General features: G+C 41.4%; 24 protein-coding genes. All 24 read right to left on the reverse strand.

What is annotated here, in order from left to right:
• Window positions 1-36: 36 nt before the first annotated feature.
• The gene (locus BR02_RS0110740) at window positions 37-771 is read right to left on the reverse strand and encodes a hypothetical protein (protein WP_157834963.1); all 735 of its coding nucleotides are present in this window, start codon (window positions 769-771) and stop codon (window positions 37-39) included.
• 27 nt (window positions 772-798) lie between these two features.
• Window positions 799-1,515 (reverse strand): pilus assembly protein TadG-related protein, encoded by a 717-nt coding sequence (locus BR02_RS0110745; protein WP_031516965.1) that lies wholly within the window; start codon window positions 1,513-1,515, stop codon window positions 799-801.
• Window positions 1,502-1,942 (reverse strand): TadE/TadG family type IV pilus assembly protein, encoded by a 441-nt coding sequence (locus BR02_RS0110750; RefSeq protein ID WP_157834964.1) that lies wholly within the window; start codon window positions 1,940-1,942, stop codon window positions 1,502-1,504. Before BR02_RS0110750 ends, BR02_RS0110745 begins: the two co-directional genes overlap by 14 nt.
• A complete protein-coding gene (locus BR02_RS0110755) occupies window positions 1,902-2,336 on the reverse strand; it encodes a TadE/TadG family type IV pilus assembly protein (RefSeq protein ID WP_031516969.1) in 435 nt (144 codons plus the stop codon). Before BR02_RS0110755 ends, BR02_RS0110750 begins: the two co-directional genes overlap by 41 nt.
• A 69-nt stretch (window positions 2,337-2,405) precedes the next feature.
• The gene (locus tag BR02_RS0110760; protein ID WP_031516970.1) at window positions 2,406-4,505 is read right to left on the reverse strand and encodes an outer membrane protein assembly factor BamB family protein; all 2,100 of its coding nucleotides are present in this window, start codon (window positions 4,503-4,505) and stop codon (window positions 2,406-2,408) included.
• Between the two features lie 77 nt (window positions 4,506-4,582).
• Window positions 4,583-5,101 carry a copper amine oxidase N-terminal domain-containing protein gene (locus BR02_RS14885; RefSeq protein WP_051688283.1) on the reverse strand — a complete coding sequence of 173 codons (519 nt, stop codon included), beginning with the start codon at window positions 5,099-5,101 and terminating at the stop codon, window positions 4,583-4,585.
• A gap of 9 nt (window positions 5,102-5,110) precedes the next feature.
• The gene (locus tag BR02_RS0110770) at window positions 5,111-5,323 is read right to left on the reverse strand and encodes an AbrB/MazE/SpoVT family DNA-binding domain-containing protein (protein WP_031516974.1); all 213 of its coding nucleotides are present in this window, start codon (window positions 5,321-5,323) and stop codon (window positions 5,111-5,113) included.
• 95 nt (window positions 5,324-5,418) lie between these two features.
• On the reverse strand, window positions 5,419-5,934 hold the full coding sequence (locus BR02_RS0110775; RefSeq protein WP_031516976.1) for a prepilin peptidase: 516 nt from the start codon (window positions 5,932-5,934) through the stop codon (window positions 5,419-5,421).
• Complete coding sequence (locus tag BR02_RS0110780) at window positions 5,934-6,170, reverse strand: hypothetical protein (RefSeq protein ID WP_031516979.1); 237 nt, start codon at window positions 6,168-6,170, stop codon at window positions 5,934-5,936. The genes BR02_RS0110775 and BR02_RS0110780 overlap by 1 nt, the downstream gene beginning before the upstream one ends.
• Window positions 6,171-6,247: 77 nt before the next feature.
• On the reverse strand, window positions 6,248-6,424 hold the full coding sequence (locus BR02_RS15140; RefSeq protein WP_420795392.1) for a Flp family type IVb pilin: 177 nt from the start codon (window positions 6,422-6,424) through the stop codon (window positions 6,248-6,250).
• 43 nt (window positions 6,425-6,467) lie between these two features.
• Window positions 6,468-7,286: a type II secretion system F family protein gene (locus tag BR02_RS0110790; protein WP_031516981.1), complete on the reverse strand. Its 819-nt coding sequence runs from the start codon at window positions 7,284-7,286 to the stop codon at window positions 6,468-6,470.
• Between the two features lie 3 nt (window positions 7,287-7,289).
• On the reverse strand, window positions 7,290-8,126 hold the full coding sequence (locus tag BR02_RS0110795; protein ID WP_031516983.1) for a type II secretion system F family protein: 837 nt from the start codon (window positions 8,124-8,126) through the stop codon (window positions 7,290-7,292).
• A complete protein-coding gene (locus tag BR02_RS0110800; RefSeq protein ID WP_051688284.1) occupies window positions 8,123-9,481 on the reverse strand; it encodes a TadA family conjugal transfer-associated ATPase in 1,359 nt (452 codons plus the stop codon). Before BR02_RS0110800 ends, BR02_RS0110795 begins: the two co-directional genes overlap by 4 nt.
• Before the next feature lie 4 nt (window positions 9,482-9,485).
• Window positions 9,486-10,388, reverse strand: coding sequence for a CpaE/TadZ family protein (locus tag BR02_RS0110805; protein WP_031516987.1), 903 nt, complete (start codon window positions 10,386-10,388; stop codon window positions 9,486-9,488).
• 3 nt (window positions 10,389-10,391) lie between these two features.
• Entirely contained in the window at window positions 10,392-11,033 is a 642-nt protein-coding gene (cpaB, locus tag BR02_RS0110810; protein WP_031516989.1) for a Flp pilus assembly protein CpaB, read from the reverse strand.
• 71 nt (window positions 11,034-11,104) lie between these two features.
• Window positions 11,105-12,982, reverse strand: a complete 1,878-nt coding sequence (locus BR02_RS0110815; protein ID WP_031516991.1) for a hypothetical protein — start codon at window positions 12,980-12,982, stop codon at window positions 11,105-11,107.
• A 56-nt stretch (window positions 12,983-13,038) separates the two neighbouring features.
• The gene (locus BR02_RS0110820) at window positions 13,039-13,422 is read right to left on the reverse strand and encodes a hypothetical protein (RefSeq protein WP_031516992.1); all 384 of its coding nucleotides are present in this window, start codon (window positions 13,420-13,422) and stop codon (window positions 13,039-13,041) included.
• Entirely contained in the window at window positions 13,397-14,782 is a 1,386-nt protein-coding gene (locus BR02_RS14890) for a peptidoglycan DD-metalloendopeptidase family protein (protein ID WP_051688285.1), read from the reverse strand. Before BR02_RS14890 ends, BR02_RS0110820 begins: the two co-directional genes overlap by 26 nt.
• 20 nt (window positions 14,783-14,802) lie before the next feature.
• The gene (locus tag BR02_RS0110830; RefSeq protein WP_031516996.1) at window positions 14,803-16,947 is read right to left on the reverse strand and encodes a TrbL/VirB6 family protein; all 2,145 of its coding nucleotides are present in this window, start codon (window positions 16,945-16,947) and stop codon (window positions 14,803-14,805) included.
• A gap of 51 nt (window positions 16,948-16,998) precedes the next feature.
• Window positions 16,999-18,042 carry an RNA-guided endonuclease InsQ/TnpB family protein gene (locus tag BR02_RS0110835; RefSeq protein WP_031516998.1) on the reverse strand — a complete coding sequence of 348 codons (1,044 nt, stop codon included), beginning with the start codon at window positions 18,040-18,042 and terminating at the stop codon, window positions 16,999-17,001.
• A gap of 14 nt (window positions 18,043-18,056) precedes the next feature.
• Entirely contained in the window at window positions 18,057-18,455 is a 399-nt protein-coding gene (gene tnpA, locus BR02_RS0110840; RefSeq protein WP_031517000.1) for an IS200/IS605 family transposase, read from the reverse strand.
• 230 nt (window positions 18,456-18,685) lie between these two features.
• Window positions 18,686-20,065, reverse strand: a complete 1,380-nt coding sequence (locus BR02_RS0110845; RefSeq protein ID WP_031517002.1) for a hypothetical protein — start codon at window positions 20,063-20,065, stop codon at window positions 18,686-18,688.
• 76 nt (window positions 20,066-20,141) lie between these two features.
• Window positions 20,142-20,459 (reverse strand): hypothetical protein, encoded by a 318-nt coding sequence (locus BR02_RS0110850; RefSeq protein WP_157834965.1) that lies wholly within the window; start codon window positions 20,457-20,459, stop codon window positions 20,142-20,144.
• On the reverse strand, window positions 20,435-20,647 hold a 213-nt coding region (locus tag BR02_RS15760; protein WP_207641019.1), incomplete at its 5' end, for a hypothetical protein. The genes BR02_RS0110850 and BR02_RS15760, both read right to left, overlap by 25 nt.

The following is a 20,647-nucleotide window of genomic DNA, read 5'->3' on the forward strand; positions in this document are numbered from 1 at the left end:
ATCGCCCCCTAAAAATAAAAAACTATCCCTACTTAACTAAAGAAGCGGTATAGTCTTATCTACTGAATGAGATACTATCGTACTGTCATTTTCATCTGTATAAATAACTATTGGCACCGAGCCGTGCCAGTCATAGGTATATAGCGTTCCGGTGTAGCCTATTCTTTTCAATAATTCATTGGCCTTTTTAATATCTTTTTCTTTGCTGGACGAAAGCACCAGCTTCCATTTAGTACCGTCAGCGTCCTGTTCCATTACTTTATTTAAAGCCTTCTCACATGCGGAACAGCTAGGCGAAAACAGCAGTACCGGATTTTCGGCTGTGTTTAGTGTTAATTTTTCTCCGCTAGTCTCTTGGACTTCTAAGTATTGACCAAAGCCGTGCGGTTTAATATCTGTACTTTCGCTTTCTACCGGAACAACAGTTACTACAGCAAAAAACATTACAACAGACATAACTGCCGACATAATTTGAGCAGGTAATTTAAAATTTTGAAACGGTGTTAAGCAAATTACCGCAGCGAGAATAAGCGTATCTGCTTTAAGACAGGTGATACATTTGCTTTCTAATACCGCTTGCAATATCAGAGATATTGAAATTAAAGCCAAACCTCCGATATAAGCCAATTCCGTTCTTTCGGTTATCGTCAAAAGCGAGCATACGGCACAGCCGATAACTGCCAAAAAGGTGATAGCGTCTAAAGTGCCGGTGATTGCCAGAAATATGCCGGCGGATAAAAACAACAGCGTACTGGGTAGTGAACTAGGCATTTTCCCTATTTTAACCATCTCCCTCAATTAGTCTAGGCAGTAGGCTTCGGGTGGGCGTTGCCATTTGCCAGTTTTTAAATCAACATAGTATGTCTCGCCTTGTGAACAGGTTGAGCCTTTGATATGAGAAAAATCAGAGTCCGGTGCTATAATGTTTAGAAAGTCCATCATTATTGTTTTTACTCTACCGTGTGTTTTTACTATAACGGAAGGATAGTAAGGGTCTCTTCGATTATCCCTTATGTCTATTGATGTAATGTATGAATCACCCCCCGTTACATCTTCCATCTCCTTCGGTTTATTCATTTCAAACAGCGTATTAGCGGCCTTTACGGCGTCACTACCGCCATTTTTGTACTCAACCCATCTATCGAGTATTTCCACGCTGCCACAACCGCAAGTACAGCAGTAGTCTTTCCAGCCGTTATTGTCAAGTAGTTCTGCTTCCGTGCCGGTTACGATTATCGTACCGCCGCAATATTTACAGCACTCCGAACAGCCAAAAGGTCCGCAACAGACATCTCTTTTTTCACCGGGATCGATTTCCAGCTTAACCCATCTTTCCGCACTTTTAGCCGCAGCAAGGGAAGCAGCATCCGTGGCATTTTGCAGTTTTTCCATTGCTGCGTTGTACCTGCCAAAATCAAATACAGTTGCTATAATGGCAAGCAGTATGAACATTACGCCTAAAGTCAAAAGCAGAATACTGCCGTCTTCATCCTTAAACAAGTTATTTTTTTTCATAATCCCACCATCCAAAGGTTACTTTTGAACTTAATTCCTTTTCATCAAATGGACTGTCATCTACCAGTTTGGGAAATATTCGGGAAAACGGGGAAGATTTATATTTTACTTCACAGTCAATCAATTCCCGTGAACCAAAGCTGTATCTGTTAATCCTTACATCCATTTTGTTTTTATCTAAGCCTAATACCCATGCAGTTTGTTCAGCCCTGTTATAGCCTTCGCTTATACTGCCGGTTATGGCTGCTTGTCTGCCGGCATCACGGGCTACCTTTGGCAATGCGTTGTATTCGTCTATGCGTAAAGCAACAGTTATCAAGCCAAGATAGAGAAATACTATCAGCACTATACAAAAGGTAAATTCCAGCATGATACTACCTTTTTCGTCACTTACTATATTCGTGCGAGTGCGTAAATTTGTGTTCACCGGGAGTTGTTACCTCCTTTGTTATCATTACTTTACCTGACCATGTAGGATTTGCAGAGTTAATTAGCTTTGCCATGCCGGGGAAAAATGTTTCCATTTCTACCCTTACCCTTCCTACCGTAGAGTTACCGTTCCAGTATACTCTTATCTCTTTAATGTCTGAAAAAATAATTGTCTTTTCTAAATGCTCTCTGGCAATTTGGGTAGCTCTTGCTTTATCGTCCGTGCTGGCTAAGTATAAAGCCGCTTGCCTAGCGGCTCTATCTGTATGAAATTTGTTATACATCCAAGAACCGTGTATGAATAATGCCATTAAAACCCCCATGAATATTATAAAAATCAAGGCGAATTCTATTATCGCCTGTCCTCTCTGATCAGTAACCAGTCTTTTCAATGCCACCCCTCCTTAAATAATAAAAACCATGCCCGCTATTATTAAATAACGAGCATGGTTAGGTTTAATTTAAGAGCCTATGCCGGTTCTTATTTCCTTATCTGTATCAGGTAAACCCATTTGTTTAACGGTTATGGTGACGCTGTCTTTGTTGTCCGGTGGGTAAGCATCTTTCCAACTGTTGTCAGAAGGCCATGCCTCTGCTGTAATTGTGTATGTGCCGGGGCTGGCAGTAAAGTTATATGGGATTTGTGTGTTTTTACCCGGTTCTAAGGTGAATGTTTGTGTCTTGGTACCGGCTGGGCCGTTAACGGTAAGTTTAATCGGTACAGGCCCCGGTATGCTGTCTTTCCGGCGAACGCCGATATTTGTTTTGACGGTCGTTGAAGATCCGTCAATCACCCAGTTTGTCTTTAAAGGTAATATCTTAACTGCAATATCGTATTGTGCCGGAACAAGTTCCTTCCTTATTACGTTATCCTCATATGTTGTTTCGGGATATTTGCGTACCGCAGGTGCTTCGTTAATGGTGCCAACCAGCTCTACATTGCTATCCGATCCAGTCCAAGTAAAGTACAGAGTTTTTTCTTCTGTAGCCATTAAGTCAGTGAAGTAGCAGTCTTTTCCTCGAAATGTTCCTTTTTTAGGCTCTGTGCCATCCTCATATTTTAAGGTTTGTAAATTGCCGTTTTTGTACACGCCAACGGGGATATTTGCCGTACCGATAAAGACATGCTCGTTCTTAACGGTAAAGGAACCGTTATAAACCCCGTCTTTTTTGATTTTTTCTCCTTTTTCAAGGCCGGTAGTCAAGTCTACCGCCACTAAGTTGAAAGGCACGGCTTTCCATGCTTTAACCCCGTCTTCGGTTGTAGCCACTAACCAGTCATGGGCAAGGGATAATTCACCGGAAACTCCGGTACCGTAGTTTTGGTTGCTGTCGGCATTGGCAATGAGTGTGGTTTGATATTTTACGCCTGTGTATGTGTCTATACCTGCCAGCCAACCGTTACCTACACCTTGGAAGGCTACGGCTGCGTTAGTTCCCTGTACCCGCCATATAATCGGTGCTGTCTGTGCCCGGTCGGCAAATTCTGCTACCCATTTGGTTTGATGGGTAGCTCTGTCTACTGCAATCAGTCTGCCCTTTTGTCCGGGGTGGTTTACTGCCGGGAAGTATACCGTGGTTTTAGTAAGGGCCGGTGAGCGGTTGGAGAAAATACCGGCGTTGTCAGCATTTACCCAAGAACTTCCTGTAGCAACGTTGTAGCCGTAAATTCGGCTCTGGCAGTCGCCAAAGAACAGCCAATCGCCGTCTACTGCAAAGCTGGCTACAATACCGCCGTTAAATGCTATTTTGTCATATGAGTCATTTGACTTTAATACTACCTTGCCGTTTTCTTCCGCTAAAATATCATCCAGTCGGAATAATCCCAATTCTCCATGGTGCGTTCCCTTATCCAAACCAACTGCAAAGCCCTGCCCGTTTAAAATAGGGGCCGGGGATGAAGACGTTCGTCCGGAACCAAGGCTAATCCGCAGGTTGTTAGCCTTTTGTTTATCCAGCATGTCAATAGCCAAGTGGACTTCGGCGGTGTTACCGGCGGTGTAAACTACTACTTCATGCCCTCTCCAATCCAGTACCAAAGGGGCGGAAACAATGTCAGATGCCCAAAGATCCATAAAAGAATCATAATATCTGGCATTATCAAAGTCGGTTATATCAAATATTTCGATATAACTTTTATCCCCTGCCGTTTCAGTGCCGATGTAAATATACTTTTTGCCGTTTTTTTCTACCAATGTGGGGTGACTTTTGGTTTCTTTATCGCCATGTATCGGCAGTTTAAATACCGGTTCGTTGTGCTGGAAGTTGCCGGAATAATCCGGTTCCTTCATCACATAGCCCCTTAAATGTTTGCCTGCCGCCACTACTGCGAGGGTTTGTCCCTCGTATTTGCCCCAACCTTTTAAAATGAGCGGCTGACTGAAAGATATGTCGCAGTTATCTTCCCATGCGGGCCACAGTATCGGTGTAGTGCTGTAACCTTCTCTGGTGCGAAAATCATTGAAGCCGAATGTGGTTACGTCTCCCGGTGCTGCGAAGGCAGGTAGTGTAGAGGTTAGTGCAAAAATGACTGTGAGCATTAAGATAAGCAGCCTTTTCAAGAAATGTACCCTCCTTCTTTAAAAGTTTTCTTAAATAAGGCAAAAATCCCAGCTAATTAATCAGCTAGGATTCGGTCTTATTTGCTTGTAATTTCTACCGTTCTGATCTGTGCGTTCCAGTTCACATTGCAGTCCAAGGCTTCTGCAACGTAGCGAACGGGGATAAATGTCCGAGATTTGGTGATAACCGGTGCGGTGTCCATGGTTTTCGTCACACCATTTACCTTGAAAGTCCTTTGGCCGATAACCATTTCCACTGTAAATCCGGCTTTTTGAACGACAACTTTCTTTTCCTTCTCAATCCAAGTTACCTGACAGTTAAGTGCTTCCCCAATAGCCCGGAACGGTACTTGCGTGCGGTTATTGCTGTCAATGTAGGGCGGTACGTCCGGATTCAGCCTCATCCCGTCAACAATAACGGCGATACCGCTGTATGCCGGTGCAGGATTTGTATTTGTATTTTTGTAGCCGGGGAAAGGCCTAGCAGGTGTCGTGTCAACTCCTTCCCCGCCGTTGCCTGGAATGATTATGGCAAAAGCCGGGGTAGCAAAGAGCAACAGCACGACCATCATCAGCAAAACTAATTTTTTCCTCATGATAAATTATCACTCTCCTTTTTTCACTTTTCTTAAACCCGTTCCTTTACAGCATGGACAAGGTACATATTTGCAGTTATCCTCCACTTTCTTAATTAGAAAACCATCTTCATAGGGAATATAGACTAATCTATCACCTTCTTTTAAATTCAGTTTTTCTCGGACGTATTTAGGAATTGTAGTCTGACCTTTAGATGTTAATTTTGAAGTTTTTTCTTGCATATCAATGCCCCTCTGCTGTCAATTCCTTACTTTTTTCCTTGCTTTTTATACTACTATATATGGTGCATAATACTTTGTCAACTACAAAATGTAGTTTACGCTAAAAAATTTTCTATTATTGCTATTGCGGCTATTGAGGGCCCCAAAAACGGTGCAAAAGCCGTAGGCATATGTACTCTACCCAACGCTACATCCGCAAATGCCTTAATTGTACCGCAAGCCTGCCATGTGCGAATGCCGTAATAGCCAATCATGATAATTCCCGCCATTGCAGTTCCATACAGTACAGGCATATGACCTACCAGCAAGGACAAAGCAACAGGCAGTTTCACATCTCCCCCGCCGATAGCCTTTTCCCCCGGTGCTAATGGTAATGCCCCTGTCATGATGGCAATTTTAGAAATGAAATTGCTTCCGTAGTACAGAAAGCAGAAAAAACCACAGACGATAGCAGCGGACAGTAAGAGTTGGTATTGTTCTTGCAGTAAGATAAAAATTAAAGCTAAACCCATTGCAGGATAAACATGCTTGTTATATATCTTCCTCTCTTTTATATCCGTGTAAGTCGTTATTGCTACCAGTGCTATAGCCAAGATTAAGTTAATATACATCAAACCACTTCCTTAACCAACAAGTGTAGCATCTCCGCTATGTTTGTCTTGATTAACAGCAAATAAGCGAGTGCTACAAAAATAGCTACTGTTAAAAAAGTTGACTGCTTTGCATTAAGATTAAGCAGCATTATTTGGTTTTTTATAAAATTGCCAGCAGCCCCGATTAAAGGAACAAAGATAATTATAAGTCCGATAATTATTAGCCAACCAGCTAAATTAAAAGATTCACCCATATCTGCCTCCTTACTTAAAAATTTTTTTAAAAAATAAATAAACCCCAGTTAAACAACCGGGGTTTATAGAAAGTAATTTAGTCTAAAGCGTCATTAACTTCACCAAATTTTGCAGAAAGTTTATTACCCAGTAGTGTGAGGGCACCAATTACCACAACGGCTACAAGAGCAATAATCAAACCGTATTCTGCCATTCCCTGTCCACTTTCATCTTGATGAAGCTCTTTTAATTGCTCTTTAAATTTGCTGATCACCTTTTTCACCTCCCATAAAAAAATAACTTGCCCCAGTAGATTCTTAAAATGCTTGTAACAGGTGATAGAATACCGGGAAAAATAAAAGCCCCATCAATGGGCCGAGTATGAAAATTAATATGATAGGCAGAAGCCTGATTGTTAACCTACCTGCCTTTTCAGCGGCATCATTTTTACGCCTAATCATAATCCTTTGTGCATGATCTTTTATCGCGTCTGCCATTGATGTACCGTACCGTTCCGCTTGATCCATTCTTCTAACCAAGTCCGTCAAGTCCGGTATACTGCACCTTATCGCTATATCTGCCAAAGCATCACTGCGTCTTTTACCAAGGCTCATTTCGTCAATCGCTCTTGAAAATTCTTTGGCTAACTCACTGTCCTTCATGCTATTGGAAACTTCGGTTATAGCTGTATAAAAGTCAGCACCCGATTCCAGAACCGCCGCAAAGGATACACAAAATGCCGGTATATCCCTGTTAATACTCTCAACTCGCTGCCTGGCTTTGTTATTCAACCATACTCTAGGAATAAAATATAATATAATGCCTACAAGCAACGGCCAGAAAATATCTACCAAACCAATCAAGACAAAGGGCAAAAAGCAAATTACACAAACTATCGGCAAAGCTATCTGCAAACCGATGAAATATTCGGGTTCTATATCCAAACCGGCCTGCATTATAACCTTCTTTAACAGGGTCCTGTTTTCAAGATTAGAAAATCTGCCACCGGTTCTTTTCAGTATTTCTTCCGTTTTGTCTCCGGCTTCTGTCCAGTCGGGCAAAGCAAACTTTTTGCCTGCGACAGCTACAAGGACAGCAGCAGCCGTAAGAGTTGCCGCCAGCGTACTGTATTCCATCTGTTAACCCTCCATGGTTTTCATTATCATTTTTCTTGCAATCATGTTGCCTAAGACAATCATGGCAATGCATAACATAAAGAAAACACAGCCTTCAAACGTATTAAATAACGGTGCTGTAAAATCCGGAGACAATACTCTGGCTATGCCGATAACCAAAAACGGTAAACCGGTAAGTATTTTTATTGCCGCTAAGTTTTGTGAGATAGCTCCTTTGATCTGCCCTTGCTTGTTTGCTTGGTCGTAATATGCTTCAAGTGAATAGTCACATATTCTGTCAATGTCTATGCCCATGCTATGGTGAAGTCTGTAGGCTAAAGACAGCGTTCTTAAATCTTCCCAACCTGTTCGTTCTATTACATCATCCAACGCTTTTGCCGTGGTATCACCCGTTCTGGTTCTTCTTAGCACATCGTAAAATATATCTCTGGCCGGTCTAGGCAAGTTTGGTACAGTATCTTCTAACGCTTGATATGGGTTTAAGGTTCCGCTTGTAGCGGCACTGAGTTGAGATAAAACATCGGGATATTGTTGCCTTAACAGTTCCCTTCTGCTTTCGTCTCTTTTCTTCTGCATCCATTTAAGAGCAAAGTATCCTCCGCTTAGGCCCAGTACGGTAAAAAAAAGGTTCCCTGTTATTGCATAGGCCACACCGGCACCAATAACACTTCCCGCCAACACAACAAGCAAATCTGCCGATGACTTTGTTGCTTCTTTAGCTTCGATTTTTTCATCCTTTAATCGCACTGCTACTGCTTTTGAAGTCAGTAACCTGTCTCCTAAAAGCAAAAACAGCACTGCTAAACCGGTTAATATTTGTGCTAATAGAAGGAGGCTCATTTTATAATCCAACCTCCATCCTCAATCAAAATTTGTTTTCGCTTAAAGCCTTTAGCAACCCAAACAAAGTCATCTTTTTCTTTGCTGTATTCAATAATTGTGTTTAATTTAAGTGTGGTATTGCCGGTTTTTTCATCTTTTGTAACCCCGTTTACTTCTACGATGTGTTCAAGTCTACGTCTGCCGTTTCTTTCTCTTACAACCTGCACAATAAAATCAATGGTTTTCAGCAGGTTGTAGATTGCCTCGTTGGGTATGGTTGAATACTGGCTTACTAAAGTATAGAGTCTGTCAACACATTCATAAGCACTGTCAGCGTGAATGGTACTCATACTTCCTGGGTGTCCGGTGTTCATTGCCTGCAACATAGCCAATGTTTCTTCTTCCCTACACTCACCGACAATTATGCGGTCAGGCCGCATACGCAGAGCAAATGCTATACATTGTGCTTGAGTAATTTCCCCTTTCCCCTCGTTTGTAGGCGGTCGTGCTTCCATTTTTCTGACGAAAGGGTGTTGCAGCTGTAATTCGCAAGGGTTTTCGATGGTAATTATGCTTTCTTTTGGCGGTACAAAACTTGCAATGCAGTTTAGCATTGTCGTCTTACCGCTACCGGTACCGCCGGAAACGATTATATTTTGCTTTGCTATAACCGCCGCTTTTAGAAAGTCAGCCACAAATTGGTTAATTGATTTGCGAGCAAGCAGGTTTTCAATTGTCATATCATCTCTAAAGCGGCGTATGGTAAACATCGTACCTTCCGGGGAAAGAGGGGGTATTTGAGTTATTAAACGGGAACCGTCAAAGAGCGTGGCATATGCCCAAGGCGTGTGTGGACTGATACTGCGTCCTGTTGGTGCTAACATTCTGTCCAACACATCCCTAATATGTTGTTCATCACGAAACTTAACACCTTCAACAAGTTCTAATATTCCGTGTTTCTCTACTCTTATTTCATCTTTGTTGCAGATAATTTCCGTTACTTCCCGATCATAAAAAAACGGCTCTATCGGGCCGTATCCAAGACAGTCATTGCCTAATTCTTCAATGAGTTTTTCGGCAGCATCCTGTCCTAACGGTATGTCGCAAGCAATTAATGCACGGGCTACCACTGTGCGAAGTGTTGAACGGACAGCCCTATTGCGTGAGTCACGTTGTTCTTCGGGTTTTAAAAGCCTTCTTAGTTCACTCTGTACAAAGGTTCTTACTTTCTTGTAGTCACTTTCTTTCAATCCGGGTATACTGCTCATTTCGTAATCTTTTTTATCTTGGCTGTCATCTGTAAGCTCGATGTCGCTGGGATGGTATTCGCCATACTTAGTTGCCAGTTTTTCAATTAAGGCTTTGTCTAACACATTGTTACCCCCTTTCCAGCATCGTTAAAAGTTTTAAAAGTTGGCTTAGGGCTACAGAAAAGTCATCTTTGGGGCGTACAATACTTACCAGTTCCCTTTTATTGTTATGTTCAGCAACCCTTATACTGTAAGGCAGTATATGGTGTATCTCGACACCGAGTTTAGAATTATTTAATAAGTCAGATGCACGAATACCGCCTGGAATACCGGTTTGGTTTAAGATGACAATGGTTCTGTCTTTACAGCCAAGTCTATTTAAGAAACTGATGTTATCTTTAGCTAGGTCCAGACAAGAACGGTTTGGCGTAAGAATAGTTAAAACCGCATCCGATACCAAAGCGGCTGCCCATGTAAGACTCTGCATACCTACAGGAGAACAATCTAATACTATATGTTCAAAACGGCCTTTGAGAATTCTTAGGATATTGAAAATAAGACTGGGTGTAACCAGTGAAACGTGGTCGTAATGCACAACACCGGGAACAACCATTACACCGCTGGAATGTGCTACCATTGCCCTCTGCATGTCCTTAGTGCCTCGTACATCTTCCCAGTCCAATATATTTACTACACATTGCTCGATTGGCAAACCCATTCTACTGCGTACTGCACCAATGCCATCTAAATCCACAATGACAACCTTTTCTGGATTTCCTCTTGCCAATAATGCCGCCAAGTTTGTGGCCACAGCAGTAGCCCCGTTACCGCCCTCCGGTGATTGAACTGTCCATATCATCCCTTCGCCTTCTATTGCTTCGGGCGAAATGGGAATACCATATAATTCTGTGTACTTTTCCTCTTGAATGTCTTCATTTTGGGTATCGTCATCATTTTCGAGCGAACTCCACAGTATTAATTCTTGTGGGGTTTCTTGTTTTTTGGAAAAGGGTTTAAGTTTGCTCAGCATTGTCTATTCCCCCTTTTCATCAGAAGATTGTTGCAGGAATACAGTTACGTTTTTGCCCATTGTTAAAACATTTGCGATTTGCTTTTCTTCTTCCGGTGTGCAGGCAATAATTATTGCTTCGTTATTGTTTTTACTGCGATCAGGGGAATACAGCACTATAGCATTGGTAGCAACTTTGCTTATTTGAGTAGCCGCATTGCCATCGCTAGCTATAAAAGCAACTTCGCCGTAGATATTAACTTTGTCACCGACACTTAAACCTTTCAAACCTCGTGCGGCGTCTGGCGGTAAGTCTACTGCAACTCTGTTAGGGGCAATTGTTTCTAAAATAGCCTGTAGACTTCCCTTGTTTGTAGCAACGTGTTCTTTTCTTAATACTTCATCTCTAAAAACTGTGGCCACTACCGTTTTCCCTACTACATCGTTAACATCGCTGATGGCGTTAGGAGGCATTACGGATTTGGCGACTAGTTTTGTAGTTACATCATTGGGAGACACAACTGTGCCTATCGGCAGTTTATCTCTTGTTACTACTACTTTTACCGTGGGATTGTTAATATTTAGAAAGTACCATACTGAAAAACCTGCACCTGCGGCTAAAACCAGTGCTATCAGTATGTGCAATATCTTTTTAATTTTTCTCATTCAAACATCATGCCTCCAATCTCTTTTTTACTGCTTTGTAAAAAACAAAACTCCCACTTTTGGGAGTTTAATTAAACCCATACAAATTCGTCATCAGAATTTTTCTTTAGTGCTTCTAGTATCGCATTTGCAGGATAGTTTCTTACTACCACTTTTGGCGTGAATTCTTCCGGTTTTGCCAATGGCTCACCCCTTAAATCAATACCGGGTACTATGTTTTGCTTTCCTTCCATGAGCTGGTTCAGCCATAGTAAAGTAGTTTTTCTTTCAGCCGGATCACTCCACGGAACAATGACAAGAACAACTGCATTGCCTTGAAAAGCGGCTTTCTGTGCTAATTCAAAGTCGTCTGCATAGTCTACAACCGTGTAAACTGCTGTCTTTCTGGCCTCTTTAATGAGCATTAACAAGTCGTCTGCCATTTTCATATGAAGTCTTTTTGCCGGATCTACCGCCCATATTTTTAAATTGTCCTTAATTAACGGTGCTTGCGATCCCGGCACTCGCCAGTCGCTCATTATTAGTTCTTCGTCAGAAATATCAAGCCACATGGAAACTGTACTGCAACCGGAAGCCCCGATTACTGCAACTTCATCCCCGTCTTTAGCAAACATGTTTACTGCTGCCGCAGCTAATCTACCTGCTAAAGCAGGCCGCCACGGCGTTACTATCGCTAAAAGCCCTCCCGGTACAATAGCGGTAGGGTTTTTTGCGTGGCTGGCGATTTGAGCAACTGGCAAATCCTTTTCTTCCTCTAATGAAAGCCCCTCGCTGTTTATTATTCTTGCCTTTAGTGATAGAGAAGGTTTTTTTTTCTGTTCTTTAAATATCTTTGTTAGATTTGATACGCTTGATTTTAAGTGATCCAGCTCTATTTTGTACTTTTTATCCTCTTTGTCGTCTATTTCTTCCTCGTTATCCGCTTTTGTGTCTGCTTCGTTTAGTTCTCTGATTATTGTCTGCATTAAATATACCAGTTCATCCCCGCTGATAGTTTCACCTTGGGGGCAGGAAAGAACATATCCGCCGGCGGATTTAACCGTATCTGCCATAACTGTACCCTGTTCATCTAACTCACCTGCAATAAAAAGCACAGCATGTACTTGATGGGTTGCCCACTTTGCTAATACATCTGCTTCCGGTAACCCACCCATAGGACTGGGTCGCATGATAATTACAATATCAGGATTGTAAAAACCAACAGCTTGTTTAAATTCATCAGGGGTAGTGGTTGATGCCGATATTTCCACTAGACCAGAAAAAGTATTTTTAAACCAATCGTTTAAATTTTGGTTTCCCAAACCTAAAACCACTGTTGGGGTTTCTTGTATGGGCAATACCTTGCTTGTAGTGGGGCTTTCCTTGAATTGTTCTTTTTGCTCAACCCTTGCTTCAGGGGGATTAAAAAACCTTCCCAAAAAACTTTCTTTTTTGGTCTCGTCATTAGCATTTTCTTTATCGTAATTAGTTTTTATGGTAGAAAACTGTGTGTCCTGTAGCAGTGAACCCGGCAACAAATACCGTCTAACATCTGAGATATTTTTTTTAGTATTAAACCATTTTTGCAGATCATCTCCATCAATAGTTTCAATAAAGTAAATATCAAAGATAGCTAGATTGATAACTGATTGCAGAAACTCAATGTCATTCTCTCTTTCTGGCGGTAAAAGTAGTATTAGTTGACTATCTGGACGTGATGTGCGTATTAGAGTTAGTTTTTCAACAAATAACTTGTCACGAGCCTGCTTACCAGTAGCAATATCAACTTTTACAACATCAACAGTACCGTCTATAAGTATTATGTCCGGTGTTTCTCCTTTACCTGAAGCAGCCCAAGTTGCTGCTGTATCCAAGGTGAAATCCTTGCCTGTAACTTGGGAAAAGCCGCTGACAAAACTTGCTAAATCTTCTAGTTGGTCATAGTCGAATACCAGATGCACTTTTTTCATGCAAATTCCTCCTGTGTTTTAACCCCTTACAAAAAATGACCTGTGCAACGCACAGGTCATTCAAATATTCCACCCAAAAATGAAGTTATAGTATCTCCGATATTTGGGGCAATATTCATTAATACAAAAGCAATCACCCCTCCAAACATTATAATCATTCCACTACCTCTTATTATATCACCCAACCTTTGCGAGAAGATGCTTATTAATATACCGCTAACCAAAAGAACTGCCCCACCAACAAATGAAATCATTAATAAAGGCATAGAAAACGCCTGTGCCATATCCAGCAAGTTATCTTTTACTGTCTCTGCTGCCCCCGTTAACTTTTCCAGCCCTTCACCTTCTGTTGCATATCCGGCAATAGGGGCAAACAGAATTAAGGCCAGAAACACAACAAAAGCAACAAGCTTTTTAGAAATAGTCCATCGGGTTTTCATGTTGAGTACCTCCCCCTGTGACCTTAATAATTTCAAAGTGCAGGTGTGGGCCGGTTGACATTCCTGTGCTACCCACCAAACCAAGGGTATCGCCACCGGATACTTCTTTACCCCTGTGGGCGGTTATAGCAGACATATGTGCGTATAGCGTCTTAATATTACCATGATCTACAATCACTGTTTTCCCATATCCACCCTTATTGCCAGCCCAGATAACAACACCATCAAAAGCACTATATATAGGGGTGCCCGATGGAGCACCAAGATCTATGCCGGAGTGAAACCGTTGATCCCCTAGTACCGGGTGTGTTCGCCAACCAAAAGGAGAGGTTATTCTAAAATATTCTACAGGTACAGGCAGGCAAACCGCTCCACGTTTTCCATGGTAGTATTGCTTAGTTAAGTCTGCTTGAAAACTCTCTACCCTTGCCCCGAAGATACCCGCATCTATTTTATATTCGTCGTCATACCACTCGGCTAACTCTAGAATCATTTCTAATTCCAGATCATCTTCAACACCGTAACTAGCTAGATGCTCCCTAAAGGCTTCAAAATAAGGCCCGTTTTTTTCTACTGTTTCTAATTTAGGCATAATACTCCAGACCTCATTATCTCTGTATGTAACATTCTCTGACCAGTGATATCTATAATTAGCTTCAAAGGTTTCAACTGTATCTAGCAGTTTAATGTTGCCTGTATAGGTAACTATCACGGTATAAGAATTACCATTGCTATCAGTGCGGGTTTCTTCACGTTTTTTTAGCACTCTAAAATCTTGCCATGCAAAAGTTGGTCTAAGTGTTTCGAAGTGTGTCTCGGGATCGGGTTTTCGCAACCAATTTTCATCCCGGTGGGTTATAGGATCACCAACTACACGGTCTATGCCAGCCATTACACTCCAAGGCAAACGATGCGGTTTTGCTTGTCCTTGCTGGTTTGGTATAGTACCGGAGTCTATTTCACTTCTAAAAACACTGTCTAGTCTTTCAATCAGTTCTTCTTTACTTTCGTGCCCCTCTTGCCAAGTGCGATTACTTAGTTCAATGTAATCGCCTGCCAGTGCCTGATCCATTTCCTCTGTCCATTCTTCGTCACCCTCCCCCAGGTTAAAGATAGAAACTACCTTTGCTTCACTGCCTGGGGTTTTGCTCTCCATCATGAATTTAGGAAACAAGAACAATATCGTAAAGACGATAAAAAACAGTAGCAGTTTCCCCGCCAAAGGTATTATTATAGGTAGAAGAACAGCTAGTAGCTTCTTAAAAATAAATGCCGCACCTTTAAGACCGGAGCGGGCAATACGCCCAACTCCGGCCTTGGTTACATCCTGTGCTGTTTTGTCATGGTGTTGGTCATTCATGCGCTTTATGACCTCCGATTTCATTCTCCAAGTGATGAGTTCCATTGATGACCGTTTAGACCACCGTTAGCTTGTATTCTTTTTGCTTGTGCTTCTCTAACCTGTTCTATCTTCCATTGGGTGCCTTCATTGCTTAGTGCATATTGGGCATCCATGACAGTTAGTTGTGCATCGGCTATTTGTCCGTTAATTTTATCTAAATTGGTCTGTGCATCTTGAACCGCAAGCGTTCGCTCCGGGGATTCGGGTTGTGCTTTGGCTAGTTGTAGCCCAAGCTGTGCCCTTTCCCTCATCGGTGTCAGTTTGCTGATAGTGTGTTCTGCTTTGGCCATATTTGTACGGGCATTTTGTTGAAAGCTATTTAACTGTTGACCCATCTCTTTAGAATCATCACTACCAAAACCAAAAGCGTGGGCAGTGTTGGCTGTAAGTGACGCAGCCTTACCAGCGATTGCCCCTATTCCACCCAATACTCCTGTACCACCTAACATGTTTTTACCGATATTAGAGGCACTTTCGCCGTCATACAATTGACCCTTATCGTATATCCCCAGATTTTGTTGGGCTGTTTCCATGAACCCTTGCCCAGTTGCTTTTGCATCTTGTTTTGTATCGCTTATGAAGTCTGACAACTGACCAACTTTACTGCCCATAGCACTACCCGCAGCACCACCGGCGATAATACCTATACCCGGGCTACCACTTGCCATACCTGCCATAGCACCACCAGCAAGACCGGCGGTTACTGCCGCAACTCCTTTGCCAAGACTTGCAGCGGCTCCCATGGCAGTGCTGGTTGTACCAGTAGCCACCCCTGCAGAAACCCCTGCTGTTGCCATTTCTGCACCGGGGGAAGTAACTTTACCGCCGCCACCCATAAAGCCTTTGCCCATTTTTGAAAGGGCCAAGACAGAGCCTAGACCTAGCATAGTGCCAGTAGCACCTAAGGCACCACCGCCCATAGTTTCAGCACCAATTACCCTGCGTACTAGGTTGGCAATGCTGTTTAGTCCGAGAAGAAATGCCATTAACAACCAAAAAGATGTGCCACTGGCTGTAAACAGGACAAATAATGCTAGGGCTGCCGCGTGGCCTGCCTGTAAAAACAGGTTAGCCATGAACTCTCTAAGCCACAGACCAAACACTCCTCGGGTTTGAGGAAACACACCAGCCACAGCAACCACTGGCATTATAAGCATTAATATTGCCAGCATTATTTTTCTTAGTGCGTACTGCCAAGTCATGATAGCTATAATTAAAACGGTGACAAAGGAGATTATTGCCATACCGAAACTTGCAGTATCCCATCTGCAAAGGGTTGCTATGAATCCGCTATCAGACACCCGATGTTCTATGGTTGAGTAGAATACCTCTACCACAAAGTGGTTCACGGCAAACAAAAACTGCCACAGGTATTCGCCGAAAGATATTAGCATAACGGCAACTACAAAACCTGACAAATAATCTTTAGCGGAAAGCCTTCTTTGGGAATCAGATAGTCCGGCCAGCATGAATAACCCCACAGCAGCTAACGCGATCATTAACGGATATGGAATAATATTTTTAAATGTAGTGTAAATATAGCCTATTGCTAACCATTCACCTTCTTCAAAGGTATACAGGTGCAAGTCATCCCTTGGAGCCATGTTGTTATCCATATCACGGTTAAAGACGATTTCAAAGGGATCATCAATACCGATTACCTTATCTACAAACCGAGGTATTATCATAACAATTTCAGCTAAGAACCGTTCTATAAAGCTTGCGTTATTTTCAGCTTCAAGAACGGATTGGTCACCAGTGAAGATATCGTCGAACATACCTCCGTTACCAATATTGTCAAAAAAACCACCATCATTACCGCCTCCGCTTTCTGGAGGGGTATAACCACCCACAGTAACACCCCTATGATCGTCACCTGCACCACGTATCCTGTATGTGATACTATCTGCATACTGTGGGGCTATTAACGAATCATTAAATCGCCCGTCTGACATGGGTACTGTACCGACTACACCCCAAGCATCTCTAGAACTTATGCGCCACTGTATTTCTGCTGTTTCTAAAGGTTGACACTCCCCATGACTAAAGTCAGGGGATTCTCTGGTGGTAGTCGGAAGTCCATTTCTGGTATCCGTAGTTCCCCAGAGATTAGGATGTGCCATCACCCCTCCCTAGGCAGGTCATATAGACCCTAGGGCTGGTAGACTATCGCTTTATGCTACACCATCTACCACAGGTGCTTTCATTATATTCATAGCACCTAATCTATCTCTATGTGTACTAAATTCACATATCTTACATACATATTTTCTATCTCTTGCTTTATTCAACTCTCCACAGTATGGACATTTTTGACTTGTATATTCTGGATTTACATATTCAACTTTAATACCTTCTAAATTAGCTTTATATTCTATAAACTTAGCAAGACGATAGAAAGACCATGTATGCAAATTCTTTTCGTTTTTACGGCTTGTTCTTGCCGTGTTTCTAATATTCGTTAAATTTTCTAAACGAATATTAGAAACATTATTTTCTATTGCAAAATTAACTATCTGTCTACTTATTTTATGGTCTTGGTCTTTCATCCATCGTTGCTCTTTGTCAGCAATTTGCTTAATCTTTTTTAGTTTTTTTGCTTTACCTAACTTTTGACGCAATGTTTTATATTTTCGTCTAATATATTTATTTTGTCTACCATTACCAAAGAACTTGGTTTTGCCATTACTTGTTACCGCTACTGCTGGTACTTTTAAACCTAAGTCTATACCCATTATATTTTCATTATTATTTTGTTTTTCAATTACTTCAACAGCTATTTGTGCAATCCATTTGCCTGATTTTTTACTTATTCTTAATGAGCCTAATTTGTTATTTAGTTGTTGTTTTTGGTAGTCTGATAATAACATCTTTACTTTAATTCTTTGTGATTTTCCATCAATTAACACAGGAAAACTTAAACAGTCATTTATTTTATAATTTTGATTGTTCCATATACATACTGGTTTCTTTAAAATTGGCAGGTTATTAGTTTTCTTATATTTTCTGTAAACACTTTTAGCATCTTGTATAGCTTGATTTTTTACTGCACTTGGTAGATTTGCTTTAATATCTTTTGAGGTTAGTTTTATATGTCTATTATTAATCATACTTTGAACAATATTATTAACTGTAGATATATATTCATTTAAAGTTTCTTTTAAATATTGTTCTTGTTCTTTAGTCGGAAGTATTTTAAATTTAACTGTTAATTTCATAATTCACCACCTTTCTATACATTCTTTTGATTTTCTATATATTTTTGTATTGCTTCTTCGCTTACGTATCCGACAGTACAACAAAAATAACTTCGTGTCCAAAGTGAAGGTATTCTACTCCTTAATTCAGGGTATTTGTTTCTTAAAATTCTACTACTTGTTCCTTTAAAATATCGTATTAAACTATGCAAAGGTTGTCTTGGGTCAAAACTTATAAACATATGAACATGGTCTGGCATTATTTCTAATGCTTTTATTTCAACATCTTTTTCTTTAGCTATATCATAAAATATTTGTCTTAAATCTTTCTCTATATCTCCAACTAATACCTTGCGTCTGTATTTAGGACAAAATACTATATGATATTGATTAAGATATACAATTCCTTTTTTATGCGTGTATTTATTATTCATTAGATATACACCACCTATCTAATTATAATATATCATAATATTAGATAGGTGTCAAATATCTATTTTATTTTGGGTCAAGATAAGCCTTCATCCCAACGACTGAAGTCGTGGGCTTTCGGCTAAGTTTAATGTAAATGCAGGTCACTTAATATCCAAAACCGGCCTTTTAAAATATCCTTATACACAAAAAAGAGGATAGACTTTTAGGAAAGTCTATCCTCTCTTGCTTCTTAATAGCTCTTGGTTCTTATAATCGTTCTTTCATAGATGTGTCCTTTGATGTTGAATTCAAGTATTGCTTCTTTTTCTGTGTTATCTTTTCTTCCGATTATTCTAACTTGGTAAGTACCGTCGTCAGGGAACAAGCCGTTTTGCATTGTTACACCGTATTCATTCTTGAGAATTTCTTTGTCCGGTATTAAGAAATCACAATAGTATCTTTGTTTTTCCGGATCGTATGTCATTTGTATTGTTTGCGTAGTGTAACCGCTAGGTAGTTTGTTCAGCGGTATTTCTGCTCTCATACTGCTAATATCAACCTTTTCGTTGGGGTTAGAAGGCCTGACAGCTTCACCGTAAATTCTTATCTTACGGCGGCGTTCTGCCGGAATAGGTTCAATGTAGCCTTGAACCATGAAGCCTTCCTTAACTATAACGTTTACAATGTAAGAAGGTTCGCTTGGTTTGGTTGGCGTACCGGATGACCATAACGGCGTTAACTGCGGAATAACCGGTTGATCTAGTACTGCCAAACCAATCTGCCAGTTACCAGGGCCTAGGTTTTCAAAAGTTGTTGGCGGGTTGGTGTACTGTGTCCAAGTACTGTCTGACGCTTTCTTCAAGTACCACTGATAGGCTACAATCGGATCGCCGTCCGGATCGTATGAGTTAGACGTATCGTATTTCAATGGTACATAGTCATAGAAGGTCAATGGGTTGGTAGCAAGTCGATCCGCAGGGTTCTGTGTATCAACGGTAAACCTTGCAACCGGCGGGCGGTTTTCAGGTATTACCTTCACAGTTTGATAAAACGGTTCTGAATCCACTTTGCCGTCGTTTACTACCAACTCAATGGTATAATCCCCTTCTGTTGGGAAGCTTGTCGGCGGACTTGAAGTAACACCTGTCCAGCTACCATCGGGTTTTTGGTAACGCCATTTTGAAGTCAGTTTATCGCCATTCGGATCGTATGATGTGTTGATTACTACGAAAGTTTGGTTTACTACCACTGGGTTTGGCGATACTGAAAACTGTGCTACAGGAGGCAGGTTATCCGGCCTCGTTGTTACCAGCATGACAGAAGGGAAAGACCATTCTCCTTCAATATCCTTAACTTCCAGCCTTATTAAATAGTCTGTGTTGTTTTTTACGTTGGCGTTAAAGTCGTTTACCATTGCTTCCTTTGTGCTGAAAGTATGCCATGTAGGGCTTGTAGCTTCACGCCACGACCATTTTTGTTCAACTATCCCTTTCCCCGGCTCTGTTTCGTGATCGTAGTCGTACATAGATACACTGCTGTCAGGTATTGTTAGTGTCCAACCGGCAAAAGCACTGCTTATGCATAGAAAAGTGAATAAAAATGTAAATAATATTAATTTAAAATACCGCAATATGGCACCCCCTTTCTTTTTGTTCTTCTAAAAAAACAACCCCTTTGAATCAAGTTCAAAGGGGTTGTTCGTGATATTATTTATCCACTAACTGATAACCAAAGCTGGCAACTGGCCGTCTGTGGACGTAAATGTCCAGTCTATCACTCGGCATGTATGACCATTGGCGATAGTTAGCAAACCTATCATCTTTTTTAGGTTCGTCCTGGGCTTGGAAGTTAACAGTAAACTTCCCAACCTTGTCGAACCGGTAAATAGGATTGCTTCGCCACTGTTCATGATACGGCACTCTTCCAAGGCTGTTGTCGTAGTATTCATGATCATGGCTGTACTGCCACCTGCGGGCTACTTCCGGATCATCTTCATAGTCTAAATAGTATGTCTTGTAATACACTTCTTCATTGAGCAGTATGACGTTTGTTGGCCCGCCACTGCCGGGGCGGTCATGGCTCTTGAATCAAACTGTACCGTCCAGTTAGTCTGATGAGTATTTCTGTCTATCGCAAGAATTTTTCCTCTCTGCCCAGGTTGGCCTACTGCTGGGAAATAGACGGTGTTCCCTGTAAGGGCAGGAGAACGGTT

The sequence above is a fragment of the Desulfofalx alkaliphila DSM 12257 genome, from assembly GCF_000711975.1.
In the GTDB taxonomy this organism is placed as follows: Bacteria; Bacillota; Desulfotomaculia; order Desulfotomaculales; family Desulfohalotomaculaceae; genus Desulfofalx; species Desulfofalx alkaliphila.